This window comes from Paraniabella hibiscisoli (assembly GCF_022512515.1).
Lineage (GTDB): Bacteria > Bacteroidota > Bacteroidia > Chitinophagales > Chitinophagaceae > Niabella > Niabella hibiscisoli.
On record NZ_JAKWBK010000001.1, the window covers coordinates 584,834 to 597,165 of the forward strand.

General features: G+C 42.1%; 15 protein-coding genes and 2 pseudogenes. 8 read left to right on the forward strand and 9 right to left on the reverse strand.

Annotated elements, in window-relative coordinates; translation table 11 throughout:
• The first annotated feature begins 636 nt into the window (after positions 1–636).
• The 3 genes from MKP07_RS03755 (at position 637) to MKP07_RS03765 (ending at position 2,109) form a co-directional block, all read left to right on the forward strand.
• Entirely contained in the window at positions 637–1,116 is a 480-nt protein-coding gene (locus tag MKP07_RS03755) for a GNAT family N-acetyltransferase (RefSeq protein WP_240845070.1), read from the forward strand.
• Between the two features lie 159 nt (positions 1,117–1,275).
• Positions 1,276–1,443 carry a hypothetical protein gene (locus MKP07_RS03760; RefSeq protein ID WP_240845071.1) on the forward strand — a complete coding sequence of 56 codons (168 nt, stop codon included), beginning with the start codon at positions 1,276–1,278 and terminating at the stop codon, positions 1,441–1,443.
• Positions 1,444–2,109 carry a hypothetical protein gene (locus tag MKP07_RS03765; protein WP_240845072.1) on the forward strand — a complete coding sequence of 222 codons (666 nt, stop codon included), beginning with the start codon at positions 1,444–1,446 and terminating at the stop codon, positions 2,107–2,109.
• 438 nt (positions 2,110–2,547) lie between these two features.
• Here MKP07_RS03765 and MKP07_RS03770 read toward each other — a convergent pair whose 3' ends face one another.
• Positions 2,548–2,949 carry a transposase gene (locus tag MKP07_RS03770; RefSeq protein WP_317235938.1) on the reverse strand — a complete coding sequence of 134 codons (402 nt, stop codon included), beginning with the start codon at positions 2,947–2,949 and terminating at the stop codon, positions 2,548–2,550.
• 12 nt (positions 2,950–2,961) lie between these two features.
• Between MKP07_RS03770 and MKP07_RS42065 the strand changes: the two genes are divergently transcribed.
• Positions 2,962–3,282, forward strand: a complete 321-nt coding sequence (locus MKP07_RS42065; protein ID WP_394803624.1) for a type II toxin-antitoxin system RelE/ParE family toxin — start codon at positions 2,962–2,964, stop codon at positions 3,280–3,282.
• A gap of 84 nt (positions 3,283–3,366) precedes the next feature.
• On the opposite strand, the gene purH is transcribed toward MKP07_RS42065, so the two are convergent.
• The 7 genes and pseudogenes from purH to MKP07_RS03810 all read right to left on the reverse strand — a co-directional run bounded on the left by purH (position 3,367) and on the right by MKP07_RS03810 (position 9,347).
• A complete protein-coding gene (purH, locus tag MKP07_RS03775; protein ID WP_240845074.1) occupies positions 3,367–4,893 on the reverse strand; it encodes a bifunctional phosphoribosylaminoimidazolecarboxamide formyltransferase/IMP cyclohydrolase in 1,527 nt (508 codons plus the stop codon).
• Between the two features lie 25 nt (positions 4,894–4,918).
• Positions 4,919–5,466, reverse strand: a pseudogene (locus tag MKP07_RS42070) (aspartate/glutamate racemase family protein).
• Positions 5,467–5,639: 173 nt separating this feature from the next.
• Positions 5,640–7,252, reverse strand: a pseudogene (locus MKP07_RS03785) (ComEC/Rec2 family competence protein).
• The gene (locus tag MKP07_RS03795) at positions 7,144–7,671 is read right to left on the reverse strand and encodes a hypothetical protein (protein WP_394803529.1); all 528 of its coding nucleotides are present in this window, start codon (positions 7,669–7,671) and stop codon (positions 7,144–7,146) included. Before MKP07_RS03795 ends, MKP07_RS03785 begins: the two are co-directional and overlap by 109 nt.
• A gap of 189 nt (positions 7,672–7,860) precedes the next feature.
• Positions 7,861–8,148 (reverse strand): RNA polymerase alpha subunit C-terminal domain-containing protein, encoded by a 288-nt coding sequence (locus tag MKP07_RS03800; protein WP_240845079.1) that lies wholly within the window; start codon positions 8,146–8,148, stop codon positions 7,861–7,863.
• A 31-nt stretch (positions 8,149–8,179) separates the two neighbouring features.
• The gene (locus tag MKP07_RS03805) at positions 8,180–8,602 is read right to left on the reverse strand and encodes an SRPBCC family protein (RefSeq protein ID WP_240845080.1); all 423 of its coding nucleotides are present in this window, start codon (positions 8,600–8,602) and stop codon (positions 8,180–8,182) included.
• 109 nt (positions 8,603–8,711) lie between these two features.
• A complete protein-coding gene (locus MKP07_RS03810; protein WP_240845081.1) occupies positions 8,712–9,347 on the reverse strand; it encodes an MBL fold metallo-hydrolase in 636 nt (211 codons plus the stop codon).
• Positions 9,348–9,441: 94 nt separating this feature from the next.
• Between MKP07_RS03810 and MKP07_RS03815 the strand changes: the two genes are divergently transcribed.
• The 4 genes from MKP07_RS03815 to MKP07_RS03830 all read left to right on the forward strand — a co-directional run bounded on the left by MKP07_RS03815 (position 9,442) and on the right by MKP07_RS03830 (position 11,909).
• Positions 9,442–9,723 (forward strand): carboxypeptidase-like regulatory domain-containing protein, encoded by a 282-nt coding sequence (locus MKP07_RS03815; protein WP_240845082.1) that lies wholly within the window; start codon positions 9,442–9,444, stop codon positions 9,721–9,723.
• A 91-nt stretch (positions 9,724–9,814) separates the two neighbouring features.
• Positions 9,815–10,141, forward strand: a complete 327-nt coding sequence (locus tag MKP07_RS03820) for a hypothetical protein (protein WP_240845083.1) — start codon at positions 9,815–9,817, stop codon at positions 10,139–10,141.
• Complete coding sequence (locus tag MKP07_RS03825; protein ID WP_240845084.1) at positions 10,129–10,995, forward strand: DUF5686 family protein; 867 nt, start codon at positions 10,129–10,131, stop codon at positions 10,993–10,995. The genes MKP07_RS03820 and MKP07_RS03825 overlap by 13 nt, the downstream gene beginning before the upstream one ends.
• Positions 10,986–11,909, forward strand: coding sequence for a DUF5686 family protein (locus tag MKP07_RS03830; RefSeq protein WP_240845085.1), 924 nt, complete (start codon positions 10,986–10,988; stop codon positions 11,907–11,909). Before MKP07_RS03825 ends, MKP07_RS03830 begins: the two co-directional genes overlap by 10 nt.
• 194 nt (positions 11,910–12,103) lie before the next feature.
• Here the strand turns inward: MKP07_RS03830 and MKP07_RS03835 are convergent, their stop codons facing one another.
• Positions 12,104–12,286 (reverse strand): SemiSWEET family sugar transporter, encoded by a 183-nt coding sequence (locus MKP07_RS03835; RefSeq protein ID WP_240845086.1) that lies wholly within the window; start codon positions 12,284–12,286, stop codon positions 12,104–12,106.
• Positions 12,287–12,332 lie beyond the last annotated feature (46 nt).

The window sequence follows — 12,332 nt, forward strand, 5'->3', positions numbered from 1 at the left end:
CCCCAATTTTGGGGTTCGGAACTGCGCGGTCGGGGTACTAAACACGTTGGGACAGGTTGCAACACCTATCCGGATATATAAATAACCGCGTGGGGCCTATGTTTTAAAGACCTGAACCTGTTTTCAACCTCGCTGCCGGGGTGTTGAACTCCATAAACGAAGCGATAAACCTTATTACATATAGCTTCAGCCTAGGCTCTGCGTGCTCATTCTCTGCGGTTAAATGGTTAGAGATTGTATTAACCGCGGAGAAAAGGAGAAATAGAGGTAGCGCAGAGCAAGAGCAGCATTACGTCAATTGCATTTTATCGGCTTGGCTGTATCAATTCAATTTTGAGATTAGCGACCCAGGTGTAAAAATTCCAGACTCAGCGTAGGCTCCGCGTGCTCATTTCTCTGCGGTTAAGTTGTTAGAGATTGTATTAACCGCGGAGAAAAGGAGAAATAGAGGTAGCGCAGAGCAAGAGCAGCATTACGTCAATTGCATTTTATCGGCTTGGCTGTATCAATTCAATTTTGAGATTAGCGATCCAGGTGTAAAAATTCCAGACTCAGCGTGCTCATTCTCTGCGGTTAAGTTGTTGGTAGCATCTTAATAGATCTGGGAAAGACATTATGTATTTGTAATATTGCCCTATGAATCTGAGAAAAATACAGGCAGCCGATAATGCTATATTGGCAACTATTATACGCAGTGCGTTTGAAGAATTTGACGCTCCCAAAACAGGCACGGTTTACTCTGATGCCACAACCGATGACCTGTTTACCTTGTTCCGCCAGGAACGATCGGTATTATGGGTAGCAGAGATAGATGGTGCAGTAGTTGGCTGCTGCGGCATTTACCCTACACCGGGACTTCCGCCTGATTATGCCGAGTTGGTAAAGTTTTACTTAAGCAAAGACGCGCGTGGTTTAGGTGTAGGCCGCGCGCTGATGGAGCAATGTACACAATCGGCTGTAGAACTTGGTTACACTCATCTATACCTGGAAAGCCAGCCTAAATTTGGTAATGCTGTTCGCATTTATGAAAAGCAGGGCTATCAGTTGCTGGATCAGCCCTTGGGTCAGTCGGGACATACCTCCTGCGATATATGGATGGTGAAGGAGTTGGGGTAAAGGATAAGAGCGAGTCTCTCAGGGCGAGTCCGCTATCGCTGAGACTCGCCTGCAGACTCGCCCGTAGACTTAGACTCGCCTGTGATGTCCATAGCCGAGTCTCAAAGCCGGCTGCGTGCGTTATGAAAATCTGTAAACGTTTTAATAAAAAAGCTACACATGAGTACAAAAGCCGAAGTTTTTTCCATACTGGAAAGAAATGTACCCAACTATTTTCTGAAAGATTATATCAACGGCATACTGAACGAAGAAGAAAATATGTTTTATGCATTTAGCGTTACTGACGTAAACCCTGAACGGCATAATGACTATCCACATATCAGTTAAATGGGCGGCTACTCTTCGTGGGGTGTCGACGAAGAAGATTGCCGGATTTATAGCGAGGATGGTAATAGCTACCAGTATAAAGATGTAAACCAGTGTTTGCAAGAAGGGATTTTTAAAGCATTTTCTATTAGTTTTTATGGATGTCTTTTCAATAATCGTTGGTTTGTAATGAAGGAGCTTAGCGTTTATGGGAAATTGGCAAATCTTATGGAAAGAACAGATGAGCTATCGGCGTTAACCCAAACCACTAATATATTCAAGCATTCTTATTTTTTGCCTATGGAGCTTCAGATCTTGCCTGATGGAGGAAACGGAAAACCCTTATTACGCGGCGAAGAGTTTCACGAGTTTATCGGTTATCCATCACTTGTAGGGTACATTATGCAGGAGGAAAAAATGAATGTAATGCAAGCCCATCAAAGATATCTTATTCTTGATGTTGTAGAACCCTTTATACGCAAACTACGCGCAACCCGCTTTAGCGAATTTAAGCGCATTAGTACCCGTAGTTTTATCCACCCGGAAATGATCTTCTCTACTCACCGGGACTATGCCCTCATACCATTAATTGTCGTAAATCAGCAAAACGAAGGACATTTATACTATTTTTTTGGCATGCTCAAAAAAACAATGTACAGATGGAAATATTTTGACTTAAAAAAGTAGATGACGATTATAACTATGATGAAGATATTATTGAAGACCTTTCTAAATTAACCTATTGGAATACAACTAATTTCTTGCAAAGCTTTTGCACTTTAAATGATGATACTTTTTGGAAACATCACGTGTTAGCAAAAGAAAACAGCACTTACCAATACTTGGAAGAAGTAGTTGTTGGGGCATTTTGACAAGGGCGAGTCTCTCAGGGCGAGTCCGCTATCGCTGAGACTCGCCCTAGGAACTCGCCTCGATGCTGAAACTCCCCCAATGTCCCATAGCCGAGTCTCAAAGCCGGCTGCGCGTTGGCGTGGACTCGGTGCCTAACGGTATGCGCCAGGTGCTAACGAGTCAGGTCGATATCTGCCAACTCTAAATAATGTAATACCTCATAACACCCCTGCTCACCGGTAGTATAGAATTTAGCAGAACAATGTAAATAGTTTACAGGATCATCGGCCAGCATCCATTTCCCTTTGCAGGGGTTAGCGTTGGTATAATTGAGTTTCTGCCGCAGGAATGCGTTAGTTCTGCACTCTTTCCAGTTAAAAGAACCTTCCCCACTTCATGCAGTTTATTTCTTTGCCTATCAGACATATTAACGTTCCATTCCAACTTTCGCAATAGTGTTTCCTCGCTCATTGCTTTCAAACGTTTTACAATGCCATAAGCCATAAATCGCTTACCATTTCCTACTATCGTGTTAATAGATTGAATTGTATTTCTGAAAGCTATCAAAACATGTATATGATTGGGCATAATAACATACCCTACAATGTAATGTCCTTTGTTTTTCAGATAATCAAACCACTTATATACTAAATCATAACCATCAACAATTTGAATAAGCGGACGTCAGTGCAGGCATGTGAAGGTGATAAAATACACGCCTTCGGGTTCGGTGATTTTTCTTTTGGTTGGCATAGCATAAAGTTACGATATAATAGCCGAGTCCTGCGAGACTCGGCTGCGGACGAAACGCAACAGGATATCATTGCAGCCTTTCTCACGCTGGCCAACTATCCCGACAAACACAAAGTTGATCAATACAAGACCCAGAACGACGGATCGTGGCGGGCATTCGAAATACATCATTGTAGAATTTCTTATCGGGTTAGGGGAAATGAGGTCAGGATTATAAGACTAAGGCACACGAGCCGCTCGCCATTGAAATATTAATTGAGATTATCTCTCAAGAAATTTTTCGTCCATAAAAAAAGGAGCTATTTACAGCTCCTTTCTATTTGTAAACCAATTTGTTTCTTAATGCTTAAAATGCCTCATACCTGTCAACACCATGGCCAGGTTATTTTCCTTACAATACTCGATAGAATCTTTATCACGGATAGAACCGCCTGGTTGGATAAATGCGGCTATCCCCGCGCTATGCGCTATTTGTACGCTATCATTAAAAGGGAAAAATGCATCACTCGCCAACACAGCACCACTCAGATCAAAACCAAACTGTTTGGCTTTTTCTAATGAGTGACGAACGGCATCTACGCGGCTGGTTTGCCCGGCGCCCTTGCCTACTAATTGTTTATTTTTTACCAATGCAATGGCATTCGATTTCAGATGCTTGCAGATGATATTCGCAAACTCCAGGTCGGCTTTTTCTTCGGCAGTTGATGTGCGGCCACCTTCTTCTTTCCACTCCGTATAAGAGCCTTCGTCGGTGGCTTGTTGCAATACGCCGTTCAAAACCGATTTGAACTGCACTTTTACCTGGGGCAATTCTTTCAACTGTAATAAGATCCTGTTCTTTTTAGATTTTAAGATGGTTAAAGCAGCTTCGTCAAATGCAGGCGCAATCAATACTTCAAAGAATATCTCATTGATGGCATTAGCAGTAGCTTCATCAATCGTACCATTGGTAACCAATACACCACCAAAAGCGCTTTCAGGATCACCGGCTAAAGCAGTAGCCCAGGCATCCGCTGTGGTACTGCGACCACCTACACCGCAAACATTGGTATGTTTAATGATAGCGAATACGACCTCATCATTTTTAGGAAACTCGGCAATCAGCTGTACCGCTGCATCCACATCTACCAGGTTATTATAAGAAAGTTCCTTTCCATTTAATTTTTCAAAAAGTTTATCATAGTCGCCGTAGAAAATGCCCTGCTGGTGCGGGTTTTCGCCGTAACGCATAATTTTAGGATGCGTTTCTGAATGGAAGAAATATTCCACGTCAGCATTTGTAGTATTGAAATATTTAGCAATAGCTACATCGTAATGTCCTACCGTTTCAAACGCCTTTGCAGCAAAGCCTTTACGCTGCTCGATAGATGTTTCGCCATTCTGCGTTTTTAATAAATCTGTAATAGCCGCGTAATCTTTTTTGGCAGCAACTACTAAAACATCTTTAAAATTTTTAGCAGCTGCACGTATCATCGACGGACCACCAATATCAATTTTTTCAATGATCGCCTTCTCTTCAGTTGTAGCAGCTACTGTTTCTTCAAAAGGATACAGATCTACAATCACCAGGTCAATCTCCGGAATATTATATTGCTGCATTTCCTGCACATCGCTTTCCAGATCTCTCCGTCCCAAAATACCGCCAAACACCGATGGATGCAGGGTTTTAACACGACCGCCTAAAATAGAAGGATAGGTTGTAAGGTTTTCAACCGGCACCACGGGTATACCCAGGTCTTCAATAAATTTTTGTGTACCACCCGTGGTATAAATAGTAATACCCAGGCGATCTAACTCTCTAACAATAGGTTCCAGGCCGTCTTTATAAAAAACGGAAATAAGGGCTGATTGAATTTTTTTGTTCATGATTGATTGGTAATGTGATGTTGTTTTAACTTAAAGCAAATGCCACCGCGGCGTTCGAATGGATCTTTGTAGTGTCAAATGCAGGGATGTTTAAATGCTCCTGTTTGATCAATAACGGAATTTCGGTACAACCCAGTATTACACCTTCTGCACCTTGTGCTACTAATTGATCAATAATTTGTAAAAAGCCGGCTCTGGTTTCATCTGTTACAATTCCTTTATACAGCTCAGCTTCCAGCTTTTGGGCAATATAATTTCTGCCTTCCTCATCGGGTATGAGGGCCTCGATGCCCTTTTCCAGCAACTTGTTTTTAAAAAGTCTCGCTCCATGGTAAATTTTGTTCCCAGCAATGCCACTTTTTTAAGATTTTTTCCCTGGATGGCTTCAGCAGTTGCCACAGCTACGTGAATCAGGGGCACATCAATAACCTGTGCAACCCTGTCCGCCAGCAAATGCATAGTGTTGGCACCCAGCAGAATAGCTTCCGCACCAGCTTTTTGAAGGCTGTCGCAGGCCTGGGAAAGGATGGAAAATGTTCCGTCCCAGTTATCAGCAAGGTTATTATTGTGAATTTCTTGAAATTAACAGAGTAAATGATGCATTCAGCATAATTAAGGCCACCCAATTTTGCATTGATGCCCTCGTTGATATAACGGTAATAATCAGTTGTGGAGACCCAGCTAATGCCGCCCACCAGTCCCAGTTTTTTCATTTAAATTGATCTGAATGAGTGCGCAAATGTACGCTAATACAGGCTCATTACAAAAGCGCCGGATGTGGCCACATTATGACAGGCAATTTGCAGGGAGTCGCAGTCCCGCACCCAATAACGGGCTTTCCAGGCCGGAACCGAGCCGTCAATTACGATTTGTGAGGGTTTGGCAGCTTTTACCAGGTCGGATATGTACAATCGCGGGTTACCTGATAGAATCACCAGGTCTGCGGATAACGGAGCTATTTCAACAGATTTTTGGAGAGGCTGGTTGATGCGTATCACCTTCTTATTATGAAAGATCAGCGCATTATCTAATTGCTGATCAACCGCAGGTTGCGGTGCCGCAGTTACCCGGTGCAAAATACGCGAAGGATTCAGCACATAATTCATCACTGAAGTGTTTGCCAAAGCTTCTGCATCTCCATAATAAGAATAATTTCTCCCGTTTATAATATCCATAGCAGCGTACCGGTTGGCATTATATACAATCAGTTTTTGCTGTTTAGCGGCATTGTAAAATGACACCGCTCTTATTAAAAAGAAAATGAGTAATCCCGATAGAGCCCACCAAAGGCCGGCTTTATACCGCTCCATTAAGCAAAATGCTATACCAGCAATACATACAAAGAGTAATACCGATTGAGCGAGGTTGATACTAATGCCCGACCATACTGCCAGGGGAAAATCCTCCATCCTTTCAATAAAAGTATTGAGCCACCAGATCAGGCCGTTGAGTAACGAGCCGATAAAAGCTGCAATAAATTTTATGGGAGATAGCAACACTAAAACCAGTGTTGCTACTAATACTACCGTAGACACCGGCACTACTACCAGGTTGCTCAATAGAAAGTAAACCGGGAACTGGTGAAAATAATATAAGGACAAGGGTGTGGTTAATATCTGCGCCGCTATACTTACTGCAGCCAGCTGCCATATAGCATCGAGTATTTTATTCTTAATGAATAGTAAGTTATAGATAGATTTATAAAACACAACAATGCTTAACACCGCCGCGTAAGAAAGCTGGAAGCCTACATCCCAGAGCCAGTAAGGGTTGTAACACAACTGGCAAAATGCTGATGCCGCCAGTATATTGTAAATAGAAGCATTGCGGTTGATCTGCTTGCCGACAGTAATAAAAGTAAACATTACGCAGCGCGTACAATGGAGGCGGCACCACCGGTTATAAACGAAAAGAACCAAAGCAAGGTGAGTACTAGCACAGCGTGTAACCATTGGGTCCTTTTCTTCCGGAGAAGGGGCGCAAACAACAGGTTCAACAGCCAATATAATAAGGCCAGGTGCATGCCTGATACGGCTATTACATGCACTACGCCGGTATTGGTGTAAGACTGCAACAGGCTTTTATCCAGGTCGTCTTTATAGCCGATTAACATCGCTTCCGCAAGGCCCTGCTCCTTGGTTCCTTTGATATGTGATTTAATAGCTTTCAGCACATAATTCCTGGTTTGCAGTAACCAGCTGCGATACCAGGGAAGATCATTCCCGGGCAGTTGATAATAATCTTTATGTGTTAAATATACCTGGTGCGTAATGCCATTAAACAGCGCATATCGTTTATAATCGAACCCGCCCGGATTACCGGCATTGCGTATTTCCTGCAGATCTTTTGTAATAAGCACCAGGTTGCCCGCCTGCAGTGAGGCATTGATGCTGTCTTTTTGAAATAGATAATAATGTTTCCGCTAATGGGGCTCTTGTTTCCGCTTTTAAGAATATGGGTAAGGTCTGCAACTGCTTTGTAAGATCGTTCTTTAGCTACCAGCGGCTCCGCCAACCTGGCAACCAGCATATCTCCGGCCTGATAGCTTTTCCCCAACCAATAGTGTTGATGCCGCACATCTTTTAGCCAGGTGAGCATCATACTAAATGCAATCAGGGCTATTATCAGTAGCCATCCCCTGAGAGGCGCCCATTTCCAGCTTTGAAAATTGCGGAGCGCACCTATGCTAAAGAATACTGCTCCTGAAATAATGAAGATGCCCATGCTAACAACAATGGAAAGTTGCAGATACCATTGCAGTATAATGCCGGTGATCATTGGTAGCAAAAGCCTTATGATAGGATTGTGCTTTAAAAACATAGTTAGCCTATACCTGATGTTTTAGGTTATATCGTAGGTTATAGTCATTACTAAGTTACAATAAAAATGAATCATTTATTATATATAACAGCAAATTATTATAGGCTAATGAATGTACAATCAGGCCAGTAAAACATACATGTAAGCTCAGGGCCTAAAACCAAGACCTTTTTGCCTTAGAGCATCTCTTAACAGGGGTAATGATGCTTTCCCCATACCATGTAATTTCAAAATATCTTTTTCAGAATAAGCGGACAGCTGCTGGATGGTTACAATACCGGCTGTTTCCAAAGCCCGGCGGGCGGGCGCGCTCAAAGCGGATAAGAAACCACCCGGCTTGTTCTGCTTTTCGCATTCAGGACAAACCGGGCAGTCGCTGCTTTTATAGTACTGGTGACCGTTTGGACAGGTTCTCAATGTTTTCGATGAAGGCATTCCGTTCTCGTTAGCGGGTTAAAACAATTAACTAAGCTTTCTCTGCATAGGCTTTAAAGTTGTTGAGAATAGCCTGCCAACCGGCCTGCTGCATTTCTTCCGAATTTTGAGATTCTGCTTCAAAATGCTCATCAATTTGGGTGCCGCCGTCAGCTTCTGTAAAATGAACCTTCACCTTTCTTCCATCGCCCAATGTATATTCGAGATACTGAGCTTCAGTAACTACATCAAAAGTGCCACCAAAATCAAAACCAAAACTGCCGTCTTTAGCTTCCATTCTGTAAGAGAATTGACCACCTGGTTTTAAATCATGCTCCGCTCTTGGCGAATGCCAATCAGGAGATGCCGTATTCCATTGCTGTATATCGGATGGGGTTGTCCACAACTTCCATACTTTCTCTACAGGAGCATTAACTAATGCTGATACGGTGATTACATTTAATTTTGTTTCCATAATAATTTTGCTTTGTTACACAAACATACAACGGCTAATCATCTGAGAAGATAGATATTAGCGACTAATTAAAGGTATTTTGCGACAGCCGTATTTCGCTAATCTTCTCTTACAAAAGGGTTGTTACGCTTCTCAAAACCAATACTGGTACCCCCACCGTATGGCCAGAATACACCTTAGTCTCGTCAGGTAAAGTATATAGCTCGGTCTTTATTGATTGCTCTAGCTGATCATAATCGCCACCCGGTAAATCAGTACGCCCAATGCTGCCGCTGAACAACACATCACCACTGATCACATAACCGTCTTTTTCGTTATAGAAACTTACACTGCCCGGTGAATGCCCGGGTGTAAATAGTACTTTTAACTCATTGTCGCCGATCTTTATAACATCACCAGGATTCAACCATTTCATTTCGCCGTTATAATTCTCAAAAGGCAAACCATACATATCCGCCGATTTAGGTGCGAAACTCAAAACCATTTTTTCAGTTTCGTGCAGGTATAAAGGCAACTGCCAGGTTTCGCTTACGAACTTGTTTCCAAAAACATGGTCCAAATGACAGTGGGTATTCAACAGATATACCGGTTTCAGATTTTTAGACTGTATAAAGCGAACCAACTCGTTGCGCTCCTCGTCAAAATAGCATCCGGGATCAATAATGCAGCAATCGCCATTTTCGGCGTAAAGCACGTAGGTATTTTCCTGTATCGGATTAAAAGTAAATTTATGTACGGATAACATTTTTTGTTAAAATTTTTGATTTGAAGCAAAAGTAATTGATGCAACTAAGACGACTACATATTTAGAATTTAAAACAATCGTAAATTTGCGTTCGATGAATCTTATCCTGAAGTTTTTAATCCTGCTTATCGGACTGACCACCTGTACCGTAACATTTTCGCAGAAAACATTAAGAGGCCTGGTAAAAGACGCTCATAGTGACGAAGCTATTGCTTTCGCCTCCATTACTTTCAAGGGCACTTCCATGGGCGCCATCACCGACTCGTTGGGAAAGTTTGCATTCTCGGTTAATGACTGGCCTTCAGATACGCTGATCATTAGCTATGTAGGTTATGAAACTTTTTTCTTACTATGGATCACGCTAAAAGTGAGTTAGATATTACTATTCCTATGGAGCGCGGCACAACCGACGATGTAGTAATTGTAAAATCTAAAATTGACAAGGGACTCTGGCTCTGGAAAAAATAGTGGAACATAAACCACAAAACAACCGGTACAAGTTTGACAATTTTTCTTACGAATTATATAATAAGCTGGAAATAGATCTTAAAAATTTCAAAAGCCTCCAGAGAATAACCCGGTTTAAACCACTACGGCCCATTAATGATCTGATCAATCAAAATATAGATACTTCGGAAGGTATCAAAATTTTACCTACCTACCTCACCGAAGCGATCAGTAATTATTACTACCAGAAAAAGCCGATGAAGCGAAGGGAAGAAATTATGGGCGCCAATACCAATGGTATTAAAAATGAAAGCATGGTCAAATTCCTGGGGGCATGGACCAGGTAATTAACGTGTACAACAACTTCATTAATGTTTTTAATAAAGAATTTGTAAGTCCTGTTAGTGACAACGGCGACTTTTATTATAAGTATACCGTAGCCGACACCCAATATATTGCCGGCGAGCGTTATTACCATCTTTTATTCAGACCCAGGCGTAAGGGCATGAACACATTTGAGGGGGATTGCTGGGTGCATTTTGGCAGTTTTGCCATTCAAAAAATGAACCTGGCTTTGGACAAAAGCGCTGACGTTAACTTCATGGAACGCTTCAGCTACATACAGGAATATACGCGGCTGGCTGATAGTAATTGGTTTGTAAGCCGCGAGAAACTGGTGGTGGATGTTGCTCCCGTAGGAGACAAAACACCGGGTATTATAGGCCGTAAAACCAGTACCTACCGCAATATAATAGTCAATGACAGTTCCGTGGTTGCCCGGCTAAAGCTCAATAAAGAACTGGAAGAAATCGTTACTGCTCCTGGCGCACAACAAAAAGACAATACTTATTGGGAAACAGCCAGGCATGAGGAACTCAGCAATACGGAAAAGAACATCGTAAAGATGATCGATACCATCATGAATGCCCCGGTATATCAAAAGCTAACCAAACAACTGGAATTTATGGGCACGGGCTATTTCGATGTGGGCAATGTGAGACTGGGATCTGCCTACAACTGGTTTTCAGGAAATGCCTGGGAAGGATTCAGGATGCGGTTTGATGTGGCCAGCAATAAGCATTTCAATAGAAAATTCATGTACCACACCTACCTGGCTTATGGCTTTAGCGATAAAAAGCTAAAAGGCATGGGCGAGCTGTTCTACCTGCCTAAAAAGATCCCCGTCAGTACTTGGCGCTGACTTATAAAAATGACCTGGATTTCGGGCAGCGCTATTATGGTGAAATTTCATCAGATAATATATTTTCCTTCGCGGTGCGCAAGCCAGGTGTTCCCATGAAATTTATGAACCTGGCCGAAGGCAGCTTTGAATTTTTCAATGAATTGCCTAACGGGTTTTCGGTTAAAGCTACTGCTGCCAATAAAACCTATACACCACTGGCGAATCTTTTACCTGCAGACGCATTTGGTGAAGGTTTAAAAAGATTAACGACTACAGAATTTTCGGTGCGCCTTCGTTTTGCTTTCCTGGAAAAATTCCTGGAGTCCACTTTTTACCGGGCGAGCCTTGGCAGCCCCTATCCTATTGTAGAAGCCACATATACCAAAGGCATATCAGGCGTTCTAAATAGCAGGTACAATTATTCAAAAATATTGGCCTCCGTTTCAGATTATATCAAAACACCGCCATTCGGCATTATCAACTATCAGCTATATGCAGGAAAAACCTTTGGCACCGCTCCTTATATGTTTTTAGATGTGGCACCAGGCAATGAAATGTATTATTACAACAAATATGCATTCAATACCATGATCCGTTACCAGTATGTTCACGACCAGTTTGCTGGTATCAACTATGAGCATAATATTGGTAACGGCATTTTTAAGTTAATCCCTAAATCAAAATTCAGGCAGTTCTACACCATCAAAGCCCTTTGGGGGTCGCTTTCTGATGCTAATAAGGCGCTTAATTTTCAACCTGGCCATAGCTTCTTGTCGCTCGACGGAAAAACTTACCTGGAGTTAGGAACAGGTGTAGATAATATACTGCGTGTATTACGCGTTGATTTTATCTGGCGGGTACTACCAGGAGAGCAGCCCGCATCTTCCATTAAGAATTTTGGTGTGTTTGGAAGCCTTCGCTTTAATTTTTAAGAGACTTTGTTTCAACTTATATTGAAACACATAGTAGTGTAGCGTTAGCATTTGTCTGAAAAAATTAGCTGTACAATAGTCCTGTCAAAAGTTCTACAAAGCTCCGGACGAACTTGCTGTGGTTTTGCCGAATTTAAGTTTCAGGAAGATCATCGTCAACGACAATACCAATATTAGTACATTGGTCAAAATAATTACCAGGTCTTTTTTAGCACGCCATAAATCACCCACAATACCTGGTTGGCAGCTGCTATTAAAAACATATTCAATGATACATCTTTGGCCGACTTTTCTTTGACCGTTTTGATAACCTGCGGCAAAAAAGTAAGGGTGGTTAAAAGACCAGCTACGTATCCGAGTATATCAACAAATTCCATATCAGTGGGTTTAGATTGCAAAAATAGATATACTGCTTCAGTTGAG